Annotated in this window: 11 protein-coding genes and 2 pseudogenes; 8 read left to right on the top strand and 5 right to left on the bottom strand. The window is 63.5% G+C overall.

The window, feature by feature from the left end; translation table 11 throughout:
* Window positions 1-140 precede the first annotated feature (140 nt).
* From galU to glmM, 7 genes are all read left to right on the top strand, one after another.
* Window positions 141-1,034, top strand: coding sequence for a UTP--glucose-1-phosphate uridylyltransferase GalU (gene galU / locus AAFO90_RS18155; RefSeq protein WP_347510274.1), 894 nt, complete (start codon window positions 141-143; stop codon window positions 1,032-1,034).
* Window positions 1,035-1,308: 274 nt separating this feature from the next.
* The gene (locus tag AAFO90_RS18150; protein ID WP_347510273.1) at window positions 1,309-3,183 is read left to right on the top strand and encodes a nucleoside-diphosphate sugar epimerase/dehydratase; all 1,875 of its coding nucleotides are present in this window, start codon (window positions 1,309-1,311) and stop codon (window positions 3,181-3,183) included.
* Between the two features lie 91 nt (window positions 3,184-3,274).
* Window positions 3,275-5,548 carry a YjbH domain-containing protein gene (locus AAFO90_RS18145; protein ID WP_347510272.1) on the top strand — a complete coding sequence of 758 codons (2,274 nt, stop codon included), beginning with the start codon at window positions 3,275-3,277 and terminating at the stop codon, window positions 5,546-5,548.
* Window positions 5,549-5,550: 2 nt separating this feature from the next.
* Window positions 5,551-6,264 carry a YjbF family lipoprotein gene (locus AAFO90_RS18140; RefSeq protein WP_347510271.1) on the top strand — a complete coding sequence of 238 codons (714 nt, stop codon included), beginning with the start codon at window positions 5,551-5,553 and terminating at the stop codon, window positions 6,262-6,264.
* A 175-nt stretch (window positions 6,265-6,439) separates the two neighbouring features.
* Window positions 6,440-6,688, top strand: a complete 249-nt coding sequence (locus AAFO90_RS18135) for a hypothetical protein (protein ID WP_347510270.1) — start codon at window positions 6,440-6,442, stop codon at window positions 6,686-6,688.
* Between the two features lie 204 nt (window positions 6,689-6,892).
* Window positions 6,893-8,167 (top strand): nucleotide sugar dehydrogenase, encoded by a 1,275-nt coding sequence (locus AAFO90_RS18130; RefSeq protein WP_347510269.1) that lies wholly within the window; start codon window positions 6,893-6,895, stop codon window positions 8,165-8,167.
* Between the two features lie 46 nt (window positions 8,168-8,213).
* Window positions 8,214-9,557 carry a phosphoglucosamine mutase gene (glmM, locus tag AAFO90_RS18125; RefSeq protein WP_347510268.1) on the top strand — a complete coding sequence of 448 codons (1,344 nt, stop codon included), beginning with the start codon at window positions 8,214-8,216 and terminating at the stop codon, window positions 9,555-9,557.
* A gap of 65 nt (window positions 9,558-9,622) precedes the next feature.
* Here glmM and AAFO90_RS18120 read toward each other — a convergent pair whose 3' ends face one another.
* From AAFO90_RS18120 to AAFO90_RS18100, 5 genes and pseudogenes are all read right to left on the bottom strand, one after another.
* Entirely contained in the window at window positions 9,623-12,295 is a 2,673-nt protein-coding gene (locus AAFO90_RS18120) for a methyl-accepting chemotaxis protein (RefSeq protein ID WP_347510267.1), read from the bottom strand.
* Window positions 12,296-12,660: 365 nt separating this feature from the next.
* A pseudogene (locus AAFO90_RS18115) lies at window positions 12,661-13,221 on the bottom strand (transposase); the annotation flags it as partial.
* 157 nt (window positions 13,222-13,378) lie between these two features.
* Window positions 13,379-14,602 carry an IS256 family transposase gene (locus AAFO90_RS18110; RefSeq protein ID WP_347510266.1) on the bottom strand — a complete coding sequence of 408 codons (1,224 nt, stop codon included), beginning with the start codon at window positions 14,600-14,602 and terminating at the stop codon, window positions 13,379-13,381.
* Window positions 14,603-14,633: 31 nt separating this feature from the next.
* Window positions 14,634-15,281, bottom strand: a pseudogene (locus tag AAFO90_RS18105) (IS110 family transposase); the annotation flags it as partial.
* A gap of 185 nt (window positions 15,282-15,466) precedes the next feature.
* Window positions 15,467-18,352: a Tn3 family transposase gene (locus AAFO90_RS18100; protein WP_347510265.1), complete on the bottom strand. Its 2,886-nt coding sequence runs from the start codon at window positions 18,350-18,352 to the stop codon at window positions 15,467-15,469.
* A gap of 129 nt (window positions 18,353-18,481) precedes the next feature.
* Between AAFO90_RS18100 and AAFO90_RS18095 the strand changes: the two genes are divergently transcribed.
* Window positions 18,482-19,087 (top strand): recombinase family protein, encoded by a 606-nt coding sequence (locus tag AAFO90_RS18095; protein ID WP_347510264.1) that lies wholly within the window; start codon window positions 18,482-18,484, stop codon window positions 19,085-19,087.
* The last annotated feature ends 300 nt before the right edge of the window (window positions 19,088-19,387 follow it).

Here is a 19,387-nt window from a genome sequence, read left to right as displayed (position 1 = left end):
CAAGCGACAAGCTCACGCCGCTCTGAAGAGGTAAGAAAACCGGGACGGATCATGCCGTTACTTGAATCGCGACCTTCTTGCACGTCAACCCTTCAGATCTCGGGTCTTCAGTGACTCCGGGTATAAAAGGAAAATTCTTGATGCGTAAAAAAGTGACAAAGGCGATTTTCCCGGTGGCGGGTCTGGGTACGCGGTTTTTGCCTGCAACCAAATCGGTTCCAAAGGAAATCATGACTCTGGTGGACCGACCGCTGGTGCAATACGCCATCGATGAGGCTCGTGAAGCCGGGATCAAGGAATTCATCTTCGTGACCTCCCGCGGCAAGGGCGCATTGGAAGATTATTTCGACCAGTCACCGATGCTGGAGCAGGAGTTGCGCAAGAAGGGCAAGGATGCGCTGCTGGAAACCCTGAAGCAGACCAATATGGAAAGCGGCGCCATCGCCTACATCCGTCAGCATCAGGCTTTGGGTCTGGGCCATGCGGTCTGGTGCGCACGGCGCCTGATCGCCAACGAGCCCTTCGCTGTGATCCTGCCCGATGATGTGATCGCGGCAGAGACCCCCTGTCTCAAGCAGATGGTTGAGGCCTACAGCGAAACCGGCGGCAATATGGTGGCTGCGATGGAAGTCGCACCAGAGAAGGCCGGTGCTTATGGTGTTCTGGACGTGAAGAACGACATGGGGTCCGTGGTCGAGGCCCGCGGCATGGTCGAAAAACCGGCCATGGGTGAGGCGCCCTCCAATCTGGCGGTGATCGGTCGTTACATTCTGGAGCCTTCGGTGCTGCGCAATCTCAACAAGATGAAGCAGGGTGCGGGCGGCGAGATCCAGCTGACCGACGCCATTGCCCGGGACATCGAAAAAGATGTGCCTGTTTATGGCTATCGCTTCCGCGGCCAGCGCTTTGATTGCGGCTCCAAGGCCGGTTTCCTGCAGGCCACCGTTTCCTTTGCCCTGGCCCGCGAGGAATTGCGGGATGAGCTGCTGGGCTATCTGAACGGGGTGATCGGTACCCGTCAGGCGGCTGAGTAGACTGCTGTGTCTGCATAGAATTCCGCAGGGAACAATAAAAACCCTGAGGTGGCAGATTTCCGCCGCCCCGGGGTTTGTGCTAGAGGCAAATCAGGATAGACATAATCATTAGACGAATTTGAACAGTGATCTGGGTGATTTTAAAAAACCGGACGGATAGCGTGGGCGGGATTGCGGAGAAACGCTTCATGCAAAGGCAGCGACCCGATGTCGTGACCGGGCAGGGTCATGGCGGGGCCAACCGGGCAGGCTGTCAGGGAACAGGGGCACAAGCGTGTTTAATCTGATCAGTGCATTATCGCGCAAACAGAAATCCTATATCTTTCTGGCTATTGATCTGGCTCTGATCCCCCTGGCGCTTTTATTTACCTTCGCGGTGCAGCCGCTGCCCGATCCCGCTTTGCAGACCCTGATTCTGATGGTGCCCGTGCTGCCCTATGCCATGGCGGTGATGGCAGCCATGTCGGTCTGGCTGGGGCTGCCGATGGTGCAGCTCAACGCCTATGAACGCCACGCGGTAACGCTGACGGCGGCGGTGGCCGCTGTAACCGCCGCAGTGGTGGCCGGGCTGACCTATCTGTTTGGCCCCGATCTGCCGCCCGGCACCCATGTGGTGTTCGGTACCAGCTATTTCCTGTTCCTGGTCGCCACCCGCGGGGTGCTGCATCAGGTGGTCATGGCGATCTACCGCCGCGCCCAGCCGCGCTGCCGGGTGCTGATCTACGGCGCCGGCACCACCGGCACCCAGCTGGCGCAGGCACTGAAGGCCCATGACGGCATCGATCCGGTGGCCTTTGTCGATGACAATTCCTCGCTTCAGGGCATGACGCTGGTGGGGCTGCCGGTGTTCCCGCCCGCCCGCATCGACCACATCGTCAAGACCCGCGGCATCAAGCGGGTGCTGCTGGCGATGCCCTCGCAAAGCCAGCCGAAACAGGCCCAGATCACCCAGCGCCTGCAGGATATGCGGCTGGAGGTGCAGGCGCTGCCCTCCTTTGCCCAGCTGATCGGCGAAGAGGCGCTGGTGGACAAGCTGACCCCGGTGGCGCCGCAGAAATTCCTTGGCCGCGCGGCCCGCGATGTGCCGCTGCAGGAGGCCGCGCCCTCCTATGCCGGGCGGGTGGTGCTGGTCTCCGGCGCCGGCGGGTCAATCGGCTCGGAGCTCTGCCGTCAGGTGCTGGCCTGCGCGCCGACAAAACTGGTGCTTTTCGAGCTCTCCGAACTGGCGCTTTATACCGTGCATCAGGAAATGATGCAGCTGACCGCGGGCACCGGGATCGAGGTGGTGCCGGTACTGGGATCGGTTACCGATCCGCGTCAGGTGCGGCTGGTGCTGAACACCCACGACGTTCAGGTGGTGCTGCATGCGGCGGCCTATAAACACGTCCCCCTGGTCGAGGCCAACCCGCTGCCGGGCCTGGCCAACAACGTCTTTGGCACCGAAACCCTGGCCCGGGCGGCGGCGCAGGCGGGGGTGGAACGCTTCATCCTGATTTCCTCGGACAAGGCGGTGCGCCCGACCAATGTGATGGGCGCCTCCAAACGCATGGCCGAGCTGACCGTGCAGGATCTGGCCAGCCGCCATCCGAACACCGTCTTCACCATGGTGCGGTTCGGCAATGTGCTGGGCTCTTCCGGCTCGGTGGTGCCACTGTTTCAGGAGCAGATCAGCCGCGGCGGCCCGGTGACCGTCACCGACCCCAATGTGAAACGCTATTTCATGACCATCAGCGAAGCGGTGCAGCTGGTGCTGCAGGCCGGCGCCGAGGCCATGGGCGGCGAGGTCTTCGTGCTGGACATGGGCGAGCCGGTCTCGATCCTGCAACTGGCCCGTCAGGTGATCGCCAGCGCCGGTTACACGGTGCGCGACGAAGACAATCCCGAAGGCGATATCGCCATCGACATCATCGGGCTGCGCCCCGGCGAGAAGATGGAAGAGGAGCTAACCCTCAGCCAGGAGGTGATCGGCACCCGGCATCAGAAGATCTTCTGCGCCCGGGAAACCGTGCTGTCGGAACTCGAAACTGCCGCCCTGTTGCGCGGGCTGCGTCAGGCGGTGGCCGCCGGGGACGAGAGCGCAGCCCGGCAGGTGGTGATGCGCTGGGTCGAAGGCTATACCCAGCCGCCCGCAGACCGGAAAACCTCATAAGCGCGCGCCGCGCTGTTCTGACCGTTGATCCGGTTCAGGATTCTGTGTTCTAACCGCCTGAGGCAGGCATTTTCAGACAGTCAGGACCGTCGTGACCTCTTCCCGCAGATATACGTTCCGGCGCGTTTGGCCCTCTCTTTCGGGGTCGGGCACCTCTGGATTCTCTGCCGCGATCCTCGCGGGGATCTGCGCAGGCACCTCTGGCGCGCTGGCACAGGACGCCGCCCCGGCGCCGGGATTTGCCACTGCGGCGCAGGTCGACAATCTTGATGCGCCCACTCTGGAGCCACCCGCTGCACCGGGGCTCAATTTCTACGGCACCCCCGGCCTGATGGACACGCCAAGCGCCGAAATGCTGCCGGACGGGCATTTCGCCACCACCTTTTCCTGGTTCGGCGGGCAAAGCCGCTACAACCTGACCTTCCAGGCGCTGCCCTGGCTCAGCGCCTCCTTCCGCTACAACGGCATCCGCAACCTCAACCTCTTTGGCTTCAACACCTATTACGACCGCGGGTTCGACGTGCGCTTTCGCCTGCTGCGCGAGCGGCGCTACCTGCCGGAACTGACCATGGGATTGCAGGATTTCGCCGGCACCGGGGTCTATGCGGCGGAATATCTGGTCGCCACCAAGCGGATCGAAACGCCGCCCCTGCGTTTTGGCGGCGCGGCCGGGCGCAGTCCCGGCCAGCTGAAAGTCTCGGCCGGTCTGGGCTGGGGGCGGCTTGGCTCTTACGGGGCGATTGGCAATATCGGCGGCAAGCGCCCCAGTTTCGTCGGCGGCGGCACCGGCGGTAACCTCTCCTATGACCAGTGGTTCCGCGGCGATTTCGCGCCTTTTGCGGGCATCGAGTGGCAGGCCAATGAACGCTGGTCCGTCAAGGCGGAGTATTCCTCGGACGCCTATGTGACCGAGACCCGCATCTCCAATGTTTTCGAGCGCAAGTCGCAGGTGAACTACGGGCTTGAATACCAATGGTCCAAGACCACCCGCATCGGCGCCTATTACATGTATGGCTCCGAACTTGGTATCACTGCGCAGTTCCAGCTGAAGCCCCGGCATCCGATCATGGCCACCCAGGTGCCCGCCCCGGCCCCCATCGTGCCGCGCAGCCAATGGGCCACGAAAGAGGAACACTGGAGCCAGGACTGGACCGAAAGCGAATATAAACGCACCCGGTTCCGCGATCTGGTGGCCGAAGGGCTGAAACCGCACGGGCTGATCCTGGAGGCGATCGATCTCAAGGGGACCGAGGCCGAGGTGCGGTTCCGCAACCCGCGTTACCGCTCTTATGCCATCGCAGTGGGCCGGGTGGCGCGCACCATGGCGCTGACGCTGCCGCCTTCGATCGAAACCTTCCGCATCATCCCGGTGCGTTCGGGCATGGGCCTGTCGACCACGGTGATCCGGCGCTCCGATCTGGAAGAGCTGGAATTCTCGCCCGAGGCCTCTGATGGTCTGATGGCGGTGGCGGCGGTGACCGGCGCCGGGCCGCTGCCCGAGACGGCGATCTTCTCGGAGGAACTTTATCCCGCCTTCACCCGCTCCATCAGCCCCTATGCGGCGCCGGCCTATTTCGACCCGGCCCGGCCCTTCCGGCTGGATGTGGGGGTGGATTTTGCAGCGGGCTATTCCCCGGCGCCCGGCTGGCGCATCGCCGGCACCATCCGCCAGCGGGCCTGGGGCAACGTGCAGGACGGGCGGGCGTCGAACTCGGTGCTGCCGCATGTGCGCACCGACCAGTCCTTCTATGCGCAATATGGCACCACGCTGGAAAACCTCTACGTGGATCGCAGCTGGCAGCCGCGGCGCAACGTCTATGCGCGCATGCGCGCCGGCCTGTTCGAAAGCATGTATGGCGGTCTGTCGGGCGAGGTGCTGTGGAAACCGGTCTCCAGCCCGCTGGCACTGGGGGTCGAGGCCAATTACGTCATCCAGCGCGATTACGACCAGCGCCTGTCCTTCCGCGATTACAAGACCTTCACCGGCCATGCCTCGGCCTATCTGGAGCTCGGCGAAAGCTATCAGGCGCAGGTCGATGTGGGGCGTTACCTGGCGGGGGACTACGGCGGCACCTTCAGCCTGTTCCGGGAGTTCGAGAACGGCTTCAAGGTCGGCGGTTTCTTTACCCTGACCAATGTCTCGGCGGCCGATTTCGGCGAAGGCTCCTTTGACAAGGGGTTCTATTTCCGCATTCCGCTGGGCTGGCTCCTGGGCAAGGAAACCCGCAACGCCTACGGGCTGACCATCCGCCCGATTCAGCGGGACGGCGGCCAGCGCGTCGGCGGGGTCGGCGGTCTTTACGGCGATGTGCGCACCGCCCACCGCCGCAGCCTGCGGGCGCAACGGGCGAGGTTCTGGGAATGATCATGACACAGCTGACCCGCCCCCTGCGCGCACTCGCCGGGGTCCTGAGCGCTGCGCTTGTGCTGGCCGCCTGTAGCGGCGGGCCGCAGGATGCGCCGCTTGAGGTGGAAATCATGCAGGTCGTCGGCCAGCAGGTGAAGCAGCGCCTCAAGCGCCAGCCCGAACGCCCGCCGGTCACCCGGGCGCTGCTCGACAGCCTGGATGAGACCTATATCGAGGTCACCATCGAGGACGATGGCCAGCGTGCCTATCTGCAGCCGCAGCTGGTGAAACAGGACAGCACCCCGGGTCAGGTCACCGTCTGGCTGACCGAGGACGCGGTGACGCTGGCGATGCGCAACGGGGTGCTCACCGCCACCCGCGGGTTGCGCAACGACATGCTGTCCGCTTCGGCGCTGGTCCATGAGGGGGGCAGCGTGATGGGAGCTGCGGGTACGGGCGCGCGGCGTTATGAATTTGCTGCGCTCGACAACCGGTCCGAGGTCTTCACCCTGGCCTGCACGGTCTCTGATCTGGGGACGGAGACCATCGAAATCATCGAGTTAACCTACCAGACCCGGCATCTGCAGGAACGCTGCGAATCCGGCCCGGGCGGCGAATCCGGCGTGGTGGTCAACGACTACTGGATCGATTCCCGCAGCGGCCATCTGTGGCAATCGCGGCAATGGGCCGGTCCCACCACCGGCTATCTGCGTATCCGCCAGCTGACACTTTGAGCGTTTTTTCGCCTTTTCCGCCTCATTATGCCCTTATTCTGCGGAGTATGAGCGGTTTTCGCGCAACGTTCAAAAAAAATGTAATATTGCGCTTTCCTCAAGCACTCCTTTCATTGAACCGAAAGGATATTTCGCATAGGCTCACTATCAAAAGATCTCCACAGGAGTTTGGATCATGAAACAATTCTTCGCAGCATTTGCACTGGCCGCAATGGCCGCAACATCCGTATCCGCACAGGCAACTGGTGTCGGCGCTAGCGGCACCGGCAGTGGCGGAACCGGTGTTGGCGCAGGTCTCGGCGGCGGTCTGGGTGCAGGCGGTATCGCAGCAGGTGTAATCGCGGCAGCGGTTGTGGTTGGCGTTGTCACCAACGACGACAACGAAACCGGCACCACCACCACCACCACCACGACCGGCAACTAAGCCAGAGGGTCGCAGCCGGTATTCTCCGGCGCATGATATTTCGAAAAAGCGGGTCCTGCGTGGCCCGCTTTTTTGCACCCTGTTGAAGCCCCTTTCGCAGCGGTTTATAGCCAAGGGTCAGACACCTGCCGATCCGGTCATTATCCCGATCCCCGGCAGGATTTTCGGCACGTTTCCCGGCCCGAACAGGAAAAGGACCCCGGCATGAGCGATCCAGAGGCGCGGATTTGCGTGATCGGCCTTGGCTATGTGGGCCTGCCGCTGGCGGTGGCCTTTGGCCAGCAGCGCCCGACCCTGGGGTTCGACATCAGCGCAGACCGTATCACCGAGTTGCGCGGCGGCCGGGACCGCACCGGCGAGATCGCCGCCGATGATCTGACCGGGGCAGGGCAGCTCTCCTTTACCTCGGACCCAGGCGAGATTGCCGGTTGCACGATCTTCATCGTCACCGTCCCGACACCAGTGGATGCCAGCCACCGCCCGGATCTGACGCCGCTGCTGCGCGCCTCGGAGACCGTGGGCGCCGCGCTGAAACCCGGCGATCTGGTGATCTACGAAAGCACCGTCTACCCCGGCGCCACCGAGGAAGACTGCGTGCCGGTGCTCGAAGCCACCTCCGGGCTGGTGTTCAACCGGGATTTCCACGTCGGTTATTCGCCGGAGCGGATCAACCCCGGCGACAAAACCCGGCGCCTCGCCGATATCGTCAAGGTCACCTCCGGCTCGACCCCCGAAGTGGCGGCACAGGTTGATGCGCTTTACCGACAGGTGGTGCAGGTCGGCACCCATCCGGCGCCCTCGATCCGGGTGGCCGAGGCCGCCAAGGTGATCGAGAACAGCCAGCGCGACATCAATATCGCCCTGATCAACGAGCTGGCGATGATCTTCAACCGCATGGGCATCGATACCGAGGCGGTGCTGCAGGCGGCCGGCAGCAAGTGGAATTTCCTCAACTTCCGCCCGGGCCTTGTGGGCGGGCACTGTATCGGTGTTGATCCCTATTACCTGACGCATAAGGCCGAAAGCCTTGGCTATCACCCCGAGATCCTCTTGGCGGGGCGGCGGCTCAACGATGGCATGGGCGCCTATGTGGCGGGCGAGATGGTCAAGGCGATGCTGCGCCGGGGCCTGCCGGTGGCAGGCGCGCGGGTGCTGGTGATGGGGCTGACCTTCAAGGAAAACTGCCCCGATCTGCGCAACACCCGGGTCATCGACGTGCTGCGCGCGCTTGAGGAATTCGGCGTCCTCCCCGAGGTCCACGATCCCCATGCCGACCCGGAGGAGGCGCTGCGGGAATATGGTATCCCCCTGGTCGCCGAGCCCGCCGCGGGGCGCTATGACGGGGTGATGCTGGCGGTGGCCCATGATGCCTTCCGGCAGATGGGCGCCGAGGCGATCCGCGCCTATGGCACCCCCGGCGCGCTGCTTTATGATCTGAAATACATCCTGCCGCCCGAGGCCTCGGACCTGCGCCTTTAGGCAGCGACCGGCTTTGGGGACATTTGACGGAAAGAAGAACCGACCCATGCGCAAACTCTTTGGCACCGACGGGGTGCGCGGCACCGCCAACACCCACCCGATGACCGCCGATATGGCGCTGCGCATCGGCGCCGCCGCCGGGCGTTATTTCCGGCGCGAGGCCGGCGGCGTCCACCGGGTGGTGATCGGCAAGGACACCCGCCTGTCCGGCTATATGTTCGAAAACGCGCTCACCGCCGGTCTGACCTCTACCGGCATGAACGTGCTTCTGCTGGGGCCGGTGCCGACCCCGGCGGTGGGGCTGATGACCCGCTCGATGCGCGCCGATCTTGGCGTGATGATCTCGGCCAGCCACAACCCGGCCGAGGATAACGGCATCAAGTTCTTCGGCCCCGATGGGTTCAAGCTCTCCGATCAGGCTGAGATCGAGATCGAAGCCCTGATCGAGGCCGGGGTGGAACCGGCGCAGGCGGGCAATATCGGCCGCGCCAAGCGGATCGACGATGCCCGCTTTCGCTATGGCGAGCGGGTGAAATCCTCGCTGCCGCGCGATATCCGTCTGGATGGGCTGAAGGTGGTGGTGGATTGCGCCAATGGCGCCGCCCACCGCGCCGCGCCGGAAATCCTGTGGGAGCTGGGCGCCGAGGTGATCGCCATGGGCACATCCCCCGATGGCACCAATATCAACCGCGGCTGCGGCTCCACCCAGCCGCAGGCCGCGGCCGAAATGGTGGTGGCCCATGGCGCCCACGTGGGGATCTGCCTGGATGGTGATGCCGACCGGGTGATCGTCATCGACGAGAACGGCGCCATTGCCGATGGCGATCAGCTGATGGCGCTGCTGGCCGCGCGCTGGTCCGAGGCGGGCCGACTGGCGGGCGGCGCGCTGGTGGCCACGGTGATGTCGAACCTCGGGCTGGAACGCTTCCTTGAGGGCAGGGGGCTCAGGCTCGAACGCACCGCCGTCGGCGACCGTTACGTGGTCGAGGCGATGCGCGCGGGCGGGTTCAACCTCGGCGGCGAACAATCCGGTCATATCGTGATGAGCGATTACGCCACCACCGGCGACGGGCTGATGGCGGGGCTGCATGTGCTGGCCGCCATGGTGCAGACCGGGCAGGCGGCCTCTCAGCTGGTGCGCCAGTTCGATCCGGTGCCGCAGCTTCTGAAGAACGTGCGCTTTGGCGCCGGGCAGACACCGCTGGAAGAGATCGGGGTTCAGGACGCGATCCGCGATGCCGAGGCGGCGCTGATGGGGCAGGGGCGTCTGCTGATCCGCAAATCCGGCACCGAACCGCTGATCCGGGTGATGGCGGAATGCGAGGATGATGCGCTTCTGATGCGTACCGTGGACCAGGTGGTCGAAGCCGTCGAAGCTGCCAGCGCCTGATCCGGCGGACAGTTCCAGCCGAAGATCAGACAGCCTGGGGCAGGGGAAGCAGGCGCGCGGGCCAGTCAGGCCGACAGGCGCGGCGCCTCTTCGAACGGCTCTGCCATGCCCCCCGCTGCCGCACCGGTGCGGAACCGGTCCAGCGCCTCGGCCATGGCCTGCGCCTCCTGCGACAGGGAGATGGAGGCCGAGGTCACCTCTTCGAACAGGGCAGCATTCTTGGTGGTGGCATCGTCCAGATTGGCCACCGCGCCATTCACCTCCTGCAGGTTGCTGGACTGTTCCGCCGAGGCGCGCGAGATATCCTGCATCAGCTCAGCTGCGCTGGAGACCGATTGCGAAATCTCGTTGATCACCTCGCCGGTGCGCCCGACCAGATCGGCGCCCAGCTCCACATGTTCGCTGCTTTCTGCGACAAGACCGGCGATTTCCGTGGCGGCCTCTTTCGAGCGATGCGCCAGGTTGCGCACCTCCGAGGCCACCACCGCAAACCCCTTGCCGACCGATCCGGCCCGCGCCGCTTCGACCCCGGCGTTGAGCGCCAGCAGATTGGTCTGCTGGGCGATACTGTCGATGAGGCCGATGATCTTGGCGATCTTGTCCGAGCTTTCCTTGATCGCCTCCATGGCGGCAAAGGTACGCTGGACCACATCCATGCTTTCGCTGGCGTTGCGGCGCGCGGTCTCCACCGAGGCCGAAGCCTCGCCCGAGGCCTGCGCGGTGCTTTCGACCGAGACCGACAGCTCGTTGAGCGCCGCCGCGGTAGAGGCCAGGGTCTGCGCCGAATGTTCCGAGCGGGCCGACAGATCGCGTGCGGCGCCGGAAATCTCGGTGGTGCCGCTGGCGGTGGACTGGCCGCTCTGGCTGAGGCTGCGCACGGAATCTTCCAGCGCGCCAAGCGCCCGGTTGAAATCGTCGCGCAGCTTGACGTAGCCCGCGCTCATCTCGTCGTGGATCCGTACCGTCAGATCGCCTTCGGCAAGCCGTTCCAGCCCTTGGCCGATGGCGCTGACGGCAGCGGTCTGCTGCGCCAGATGCTGCTGGCGCTCGGCCTCGGCCGCCTTTGAAATCTCTTCCTTTTCCACCAGCCCGTTGCGGAACACCGACAGGGCCTGGGCGATGCGGCGGATTTCGCTGCTGGAACGATTAAAACCGGTGACCGGGCTGAGATCGCCGCCCGCCAGGTTTTCCGTGGTCTCGCTGATCCGGGCCAGCGGCCGGGTGATCAGCAGCCGGGTCAGCACCAGCGCCGCCAGAAGCACCGCCGCCGAGACCGCCCAGAGGGTCTGCATCCGGGTTTGCGCCGCCTTCACATCGCGGGACACGGAGCCGGCCATCTCGGCGATGGCGCCCTGATTGTCAGCGCTGAGCGCCGCCGCTCGCAAGGCGATTTCGGCCACCGCGCTGGCCGCCTCCTGCGAGGCAGAGACGGTTTCGGCGCGGGCCCGGATCGTGGCAATCCGCGAGGCGGCAAGACCGGCCTCCGGGTCGGCATCGGCAGCGATCTGTTCCAGATCGGCGGCGAATTGCCCGCCAGCAATATCGCGAAAGGCCATCAGCGCCGTGGCTGCGGCCTGCAGCGGCGCGCCGGCCTCTTCCACCGCGGCGACACGGTCGGCGGCCAGCACCTGTAGCGCCGCCAGCTGCAGGGCGTTGACCTCGGTGTTCATTTCCAGAAGCTGTTTCAGCACGCCGATTTCATTGTCCAGCAGGCTCTGCACCGCATCGCGGCTTTCCTCGACGGTTTCCTCGGCGACGATTTCCAGCACAAAGACCATGTCCTCGATCGCCTTGTTCAGCACATTGGCGCTGGCCTGGCGGTGATCCAGCACCATGGGGCGCAATTCCTTCTGCTCGGAGCGGCGCGCGTTCATCATCCGGTCAAAGACGACAAGCGCCTCCTCGACGATGCCGGCCTCGACCGGGTCTACCTCCATCTCCACCAGCCGTTCGGGCAGGCTTTCCAGCCGCGCGGTGGAGCTTTTGGCGATATTGGACAGCGCCTTTTTCAAAGAGGGATCCCGGGTCTGCCCCAGCGCCAGCGCCACCCCGGACAGAAGGTTGATATCGCCCTGCGCCTCCAGGAGGCTTTGCAGAGCTGCAAAATTATCTTCCACCAGCACCAGCAGCGCGTCTTCGATCGAGGTCATCGTGGCATCGCCCCCGGTCTGCAGGTTGGAATAGGCGGTCTCCGCAGCGCTCAGCAGCGTGGTCTGCAGATGCTGGCTGTTTTCCTGCAGATCATCGATCTGCGCCGCGACCCGGGCCTCGCTGTCAAAGGTGGTTTCCCGCGCCGCCATCAGCGCATCCAGCGATTGTACCGTCTTGGCCACCACTGCCTCATACTCGGCGCGCTGCTCGGAGGGCAGCTGCGCAACCCCTTCCTGCAGGCGCTGCACGGCGCTTTGCATCTGCGCACGGCGGCTTTGCAAATTCCCCGCATCATCAGCCAGCAGGATCTCCGTCATCGCCGTGCGGGTCAGGCCGGTGGCCTCGGTCAGCCGGGCGCTGACCTCCAGCTGCGGCAGCATGTCCTGGGTCAGCACCCCCATGTCATCCGACACCCGGGCAAAGACCAGCGACACCAGCACCCCGACCCCGGCCGAGGCGGCGCCCATCGCCAGCAGGATCAGCACCAGCTTGGCGCCGATGCTGGAAAACGGCCGGAAACGGCGCGAGGCGGACTGCGTGCCAGCCGCGGAGTCGGCAGCGGGAGCGGCGGAAGGCTTTTGAACCATGCTGTATCACCTGTACTCGGAGCACCCCCGCCAGCCCTGCGCCAGGGCCTGCGGATCGGGTGGGGGTCAAACAGCAGGACGGTATCCGCCGGTGGATTAATTTTATTTTAGCTCTCTCTCGTTTTTTCCATATAATTTGACCGGGTTGCGCGGATTGAGTGGGGCGCAGCCGCGCCGGGCCTGTCTTGGGCACGTTCAGGATCATCTCCTGCTCATTTCGCTGCCAACTCACACGAGATCTGCCACTTAACAGGTCGCTGAAATAGTCGCTGAGCCGGAACGTTTTCCTGTTATCAGGTCCGGTTGGACTGATGGGTCATGCCTGTCGGGGCGTCCACGGTTCGGTCCTGAGGCCATCTTTTCATTCACGCCCCCAGCAACCGTGGTAGCCGGGCAAGGTTGTTGGCGGCCATAGTCATGATGAAGCGGGATCGGACGCGTTCGACACCCCGATACATTGTCTGTGCCATGCCGCCGACGGTTTTGGCCCAGCCGAATGGCTCTTCGATCTTCTTTCGGTGCTTCTGGGACAACGCATATCCCTCGTGTCGGGTCGTGCGCCCGTCAATCGCTGAATATCTCGATTTCTGGGCGACATGGGGCGTGACGCAGGCTTGGCGCAGGTCGGACACGAACCCGGCCGCGTCATACCCCTTGTCAGCACCCAGCGTCAGCCGCCGCGTCGATGCGGGGGAATAGCGATGGATCATGTCCAACGCCGCCTTGCGCTCGGCATGACCGTTGGCCTGGGTGAGATCGCCCTGCACGACCAGCCCGTTGCGGTTCTCCATCAGAGTATGCCCCATGAAGCACAGCATGGCACCCGTGCCGGGGGATTTCTTGTAAAGGCGCGCATCCGGATCGGTGGTTGAGGCATGGGTGGCGTTGGAACGCTTCTCACCCCGGAAGTCGACCTCGGCATTGCGGTGACGGTGGGAATTGCGGGGCATCGGATCGGTCTCGGCTGGGGGTTCGACAATCGCGGGCTCGGGAGTGGTCTCGGAGGCGGGTGGATCGCCGGGCCCCTCATCGTCAAGCGGGGTGGCATGAGACTGTGCCGAATTTTGTGCGTGACGCGTCTTGTTACGTCATCGGGAAGCGGTCTTCGAACATGATGGCGAGCTGCGATCTGACAGCGTGCCATTCGCGGACCGAACGCTTCCACTCGGTGGATGTAGCATTGAGCGCCAGATTGATCAATTTCGCCGCGGCGTCGTCGCTTGGGAAATGGCCGCGGGTTCTGACGGCGCGGCGGATCTTCGAGTTCAAGGCCTCAATGGAATTCGTAGTGTAGATCAGTCTGCGGACCTCAGGTGGGTAGTCGAGGAACGGGATGACCTCGTTCCAGGCCCGGCGCCAACTCGGCGCGATCGCCGGATACCGCCTGGCAAGATCGCTGTCCTCGAACTCAGCCAGAGCCAGTTCTGCCGCTTCGGCGTCCACGGCCGTGTAGATCGCCTTGAGAGCGGCGGCGACGGCCTTGCGGTCCTTGTAGCTGGCAAAGCTCATGGAATGGCGCAGCAGATGGACGATGCAGGTCTGAATCCGCGTTTGGGGAAAGGCCGCCTCGATGGCCTGGGGGAAGCCCTTCAGCCCATCCACGACAGCGATCAGGATGTCCTGGACGCCGCGATTGCGCAGGTCGCTGAGAACCTTGGCCCAGAACTTCGCGCCCTCATTGGCCTGAAACCACAGACCCAGAACGTCCCGTGTGCCGTCCGGAAGCACCGCGAGGGCCACGAAGACCGCCTTGTTCGAGACGGCCCCATCGGTCCGGATATTGACCCGGATCGCGTCCATGAAGACGATCGGATAGCAGGGCTCCAGCGGGCGGTTCTGCCAGGCGGTGACCTCCTCCATGACCGCGTCGGTGATCGCGGAAATCAGGCTGGGCGAGGCCTCGACGCCGTAGATTTCCTCGATATGCCCCTGGATCTCGCGGGTCGTCATGCCCCGGGCATACATGCTGACGATCTTGCGGTCGAACTCGGGAAAGCGGCGCTGATACTTGGCGATCAGCAGCGGATCGAACGTGCCGTTCCGGTCACGGGGGATGTCCAGAACCACTTTGCCGCTGTCGGTGGTTACCGTCTTCTGGCTGCTGCCATTGCGCCGATTGGGGGCACTGTTCTGGCCCTCGGGCGCTTCCTCTACGCGCTCTTCATCCAGATGGACGTCCAGCTCCGTGCTCAGCGCGCGTTCCGCCAGCGCCTTGGTCAGTTCTGCCAAGATGCCGGTCTTGCCAAACAGATCGCTAGGCGAGCGACCTTCCATCAGTCGGTCAAGCAGGTCTTTATCAATGCTCATACGTGGGTCTCCTCTTCGAGCAGTTACCACGTCAGCGCACAAAATTCAGGATACTCCCGATGAAGCCAACCATCTCTCGTGCAATCGCGGTGTTGGCCACCACTGTCGGCTTGCCGCACGCCACGAGGTGCTTGTAGCGTCGGCACATTCGCATCTGACCTTTCCAGGCGATGTCGCGCACGCCTTGCGGGAGGCCCTCCATCCGGTCTACCTGCTTGCGACCGACACGCGGTTGCATCCTGTAGCTCCAGGCGCCTTCAATCAACACGCGGCGCGCCAAGCTGCTGCCGACTTTCGTTATGCCGCCACGCCTGACCGTGTTGCCACTGGAATGTTCGGTGGGGGTTAGGCCGAGATAGGCCATAAGCTGGCGAGGCGTTGCGAACCTGCGGAAGTCTCCAACTTCTGCAACCACGGTGACGGCGACAATGAAGGCAACTCCGCGCATGGCCTGTATCGCCTGAACAACGGTCGCGAGGCTCCAATCCGGGAGTAACTCTGCAATCTGCGCTTCAAGCCGCGCGACGCGTGCTTCGGCGTCGGTCACCGCGTGAATGTAATCCTGGAAAACGATCTGCTGAGCTGAATGCTCAAAACGGTTTGTCGACAACCAACGTCGATAGGCCTTGGTCCAACTCTTCTTGCCGGGGTACTGGCGGCCATGTCTCAGCAGAAAGCTCTGAAGATGTTGGGGTGGATTCCGGTAGGGGGCAGGATCGTATCACAAGGCTCTGACGCCCCCTACACCCCTTCAATTTGAGCCCTGTGGTTGCCTTCATTGTGGCGGTGAGCGTGGTGCGCGCGTTTCGTGGCTGTGAAGGTGGCAAGAAATTGGGGGTGATTACTTCACAACTTCACCCTGGCTTACCGCCGCCACCGGTATTCGCCGGTGAGCAGGATGTGGGCCCATCCGAGCGGGGAGATGTGCGCGAGCAGAGCGGGATCGCAATTCAACCCGGCCCGCTGCCGCGCGGCTACAGCCTGACCGAGGTGCTTGGTGTTCCAGTAGATGATGATGGCGGCGAGCAGGTTGAGACCGGCCATGCGGTAGTGCTGCCCTTCGGCTGTACGATCCCGGATTTCGCCCTGCCGCCCGATGCGCAGGGCGTTTTTCAGAGCGTGATGTGCCTCGCCCTTATTCAGGCCAATCTGGGCCCGCCGCTGCATGTCGGCGTCGAGGAGCCACTCGATGATGAAGAGGGTGCGCTCGACGCGGCCGATTTCGCGGAGCGCCAGAGCTAACTCGTGCTGGCGCGGATAGGCGGCGAACTTCTTGAGCAACTGACTGGGCGGTATGACGCCTGTCACCATCGTGGCGGCAGACCGCAGCACACCGGGCCAGTTCTGGACGACAAGGCCCTCTCGGATCTTGCCACCGATCAGGCTGCGCAATTCGTTTGGCGCTGACGCCGGGTCGAAGAGGTAGATCCGTCTGGATGGCAGGTCACGGATCCGCGGGATGAATCGGAACCCAAGCAGCGAGGTTACGGCAAAGACGTGATCGGTGAACCCGCCGGTGTCAGCATATTGCTCTGTGATCTTCCGCCCCGCCTCGTTCATCAACAGCCCGTCCAGGATATAGGGTGCCTCGCTCACGGTGGCGGGAATGTTCTGGGTCGCGAAAGGGCCGAACTGATCGGAGACATGGGTGTAGGCCTTGAGGCCCGGCTCGGAGCCGTATTTCGCGTTGATGAGGTTCATCGCTTCGCCCTGCCGGGCGGCGGGGAAGAATTGCCCATCGCTGGAGGCAGTCATGCCACCACCCCAAAACCTGGCCATGGGCAGGCGGGATTGCGCCTCGATCACCATGGCGAGGGCCTGGTTGATGGCGTCGCTCTCCACATGCCATCGCGACAGACGGGAAAGCTGGAAGTAATCATGGGTGTTGGTCGCCTCGGCCATCTTGCTGAGCCCGAGGTTCAGGCCCTCGGCCAGCAACACCGTCAGCATGCCGATCTGGTCTTTGCAGCGCGCGCCGGTTTGCGCACTGATGAAGGTTTCCGTGAAGCCGATATCCGCATCGACCTCCTGCATCAGCTCGGTGATCCGTACGGCGGGCAGCCGGTCGTAGAGATCGAGCACCAGCTCGTCCGCCTCTTGCGGCACCGCCGCACTCAGGCGGTCGAGTTTCAGGATGCCGTTCTCGATCGAGCCGCCGGGGATGGCCCCGTCACGCGCTGCCTTTGCCAGCCGCGTCAGGCCTTCGGTCATGCGTGCCTTGCGGTCGGCAAGCCAGGCTTCCGGATCAAGCGGCACGGCCAATCTTGGCATATCCTTCACCGCCTCGGCGGGAACCAGAGCCTGTTTCAGATCGCTGTAGCGTCGGGAATGAGGCACCCAGATATCGCCGGAGCGGAACGCATCCCGCAGGTGGAACAACACCGCCACTTCCCAGAGCCGATGGCCGTCACCGTCCTCAGCGTTCAGATGGCGGTGCCATTTCGAACTGCGTCGCAGGAAGCCAACCGGTCGTTCCTCGGGTCTCTGATCGTCCGCGATCAGCGTGCTGGCCTGCAGCAAGGGCGCTGCGACACCCGCCGCCTGGATATCCAACGCGCGCAGCATGCGCGGGGCATAGCGCCGGAACCGGTGATAGCCTTGGCCAACATGCGCCAAGGGGTCAGCGGCCATCGTGTCCGTCAACTCGGCGGCGATGGCCACCAAGCCTTCAAGCCGTTCCCACCCGCAGGCCAGTTCCGTCGCCTGATCCAAGGGCGCGCCATCGCTTCTGGCGTCGAGCAAGGCGGCACCAAGGGATTTGAAGGCGCGCAGGGTGTCCTGCACCGCCGTCTTTGCGTCAGCGATCTTGGCATCGCAGAGCTTCTTGGCACCCTGCCATGTCTTGCCCACGATCCGATCGTGGGTCTCGATGACCGCGTCCGCAAGCGCCGCACGCCATGCGACCGCGCAGACCGCGAGGATGGCCAGGCGGCGATCACTGCTGATGTCGCGCAGGCCATCGGCAAAATAGCGTTCCCCCTGACGCTGCAGGCGGGTCACCCGATGGGGTGGAATGCCCGAAAGGATGTCAGGCGACAGGTTCATCTGATGCAGAAATTCCAGCCGGTCGAGCAGGCGACTGGCATCGGCCGAGTTCTGACCCACCTCGAATTGGCGCAGCCAGACGAACCGGCTGACCTTGCCCTCGACCATATCCGTAAGCAGGGCATCAAGGCGGGCTTTCATCGGCTCATCCAGCCGGGCTACGATGGCGCTATCGATCCGACGTTCCGCCGCGACCAGCGCATCCGCGCAGAGGCGCTCGATCACGGACACGCCCGGCAGGATGGTTCTGGTCCGGCGGCACTCATCGACAAATCGGCGGGCAAAATCATGGTTGGTAGTCGCGTTCTCCGCCTCACCCGCAAGCCAGGCCTTCAGCTCGCGTGCGCGGTGACCGGAGAACATCCTGAAGCCGTAGGCTTGGCGCAAGTCGACCAGATGCCTTCGCCGCGTTACGTCGGTCTCAGCGTAATGGGAAAGCTCATCCATCTCTTCGCCAAGCTGTGCGGCGATGAAGCGACTGACGGCCTCCGGAATGACCTCACCCGACACCAACAGTCGGCCAGGATACCGGAACGCACAAAGCTGAAGAGCAAAGCCGAGGCGATTGCGTGCATGGCGACGGGTCCGAATGATTTCGATGTCATGATCCGACAGCGTGTAGTGGTGGAGGATGCCGGCTTCGTCTTTCGGAAGGTCGATCAGCGCCGCGCGTTGGCGCGCGGTCAGAATAGAGCGTCTTGGCATGTGGCCTTGTCCTTGTTAGTCATTAGTCTGTTCAGGACAAAATCCGCACCAGCAATATCAAAGGCTTGCAAGGCCAAATTCCGAGGGGGTTCAATTGGGACACATCCTCAAGCAGCAGAGCGATAGGATATGAAAAACCGCGCGGCCATCTACGCCAGAGTTTCGACTTCTGATCAGTCCTGTGAGCGGCAGGTCGCGGAACTGACCGCATTTGCGGAACGCGGCGGCTATGACGTGGTCGGCATGTTCAAGGAAACGGCCTCCGGGGCCTCAGCCAATCGCGCCGCCCGCAATCAGATCCTCAATCTCGCGCAGGCCCGGCATATAGACGCCATTCTGGTCAGCGAGCTTTCCCGGTGGGGGCGGTCCACTCAGGACCTGCTCGATACCCTCAATCGCCTTGCGGGCTGGAAAGTCTCGGTCGTGGCTATGAACGGCATGACCTTCGAGCTCGATACACCTCACGGTCGGATGATGGCCACAATGCTGGCCGGGATCGCCCAATTCGAGCGCGACCTTCTCAGCGAGCGCGTGAAATCCGGCCTGGCCGCTGCACGGGCCCGCGGCAAAAAGCTTGGGCGACAGCCGGGACAGCGACCCAAGTCTGATAAGCTAGCCCCGAAGGTGCTGCAGGCCGTTCAAGACGGCAAATCATACCGATGGATTGCGCGCGATCTCGGCATTTCCAAAAATACCGTCACTGACATCGTTAAACGGCACAGAGATCACGCTTAGGGCGTCATCTAGGGTCTGCCCCAAAATGGTGCCCGCCGAAGCCCATCTCCCGGTCCATCGGTGCAAGACCTGTTTCGCCTTGTGTTATTCTCTCTTCCCCTACTGCCCCAAACGCACCGCGGAGAAGCCCCCGGCGCCGACAAGTTCCCCATCCTGCGAGAAGAAGACACCTCAGTGTCGCCGCCGCTGCTGGATCAGGGGGGGACGGTTTACCGTCGCCATACCCTGCTAGGCAGCAGGTCATTCCGGAAGAGGATTCCGAAGATTTATTTTCGTATTTTCACGGTCATCGAAGACACT

The sequence above is a fragment of the Phaeobacter sp. CAU 1743 genome, assembly GCF_039839315.1.
In the GTDB taxonomy this organism is placed as follows: domain Bacteria; phylum Pseudomonadota; class Alphaproteobacteria; order Rhodobacterales; family Rhodobacteraceae; genus Phycobacter; species Phycobacter gallaeciensis_A.
This window is presented reverse-complemented; position numbering and strand designations above follow the sequence as displayed.

What these genes read in the sequence shown, in the direction of transcription:
- galU (WP_347510274.1), top strand. Translation starts at nt 141, where the DNA reads ATGCGTAAAAAAGTGACAAAGGCGATTTTCCCGGTGGCGGGTCTGGGT.
- AAFO90_RS18140 (WP_347510271.1), top strand. Translation starts at nt 5,551, where the DNA reads ATGACACAGCTGACCCGCCCCCTGCGCGCACTCGCCGGGGTCCTGAGC.
- AAFO90_RS18135 (WP_347510270.1), top strand. Translation starts at nt 6,440, where the DNA reads ATGAAACAATTCTTCGCAGCATTTGCACTGGCCGCAATGGCCGCAACA.
- AAFO90_RS18130 (WP_347510269.1), top strand. Translation starts at nt 6,893, where the DNA reads ATGAGCGATCCAGAGGCGCGGATTTGCGTGATCGGCCTTGGCTATGTG.
- glmM (WP_347510268.1), top strand. Translation starts at nt 8,214, where the DNA reads ATGCGCAAACTCTTTGGCACCGACGGGGTGCGCGGCACCGCCAACACC.
- AAFO90_RS18120 (WP_347510267.1), bottom strand. Translation starts at nt 12,295, where the DNA reads ATGGTTCAAAAGCCTTCCGCCGCTCCCGCTGCCGACTCCGCGGCTGGC.
- AAFO90_RS18110 (WP_347510266.1), bottom strand. Translation starts at nt 14,602, where the DNA reads ATGAGCATTGATAAAGACCTGCTTGACCGACTGATGGAAGGTCGCTCG.
- AAFO90_RS18100 (WP_347510265.1), bottom strand. Translation starts at nt 18,352, where the DNA reads ATGCCAAGACGCTCTATTCTGACCGCGCGCCAACGCGCGGCGCTGATC.
- AAFO90_RS18095 (WP_347510264.1), top strand. Translation starts at nt 18,482, where the DNA reads ATGAAAAACCGCGCGGCCATCTACGCCAGAGTTTCGACTTCTGATCAG.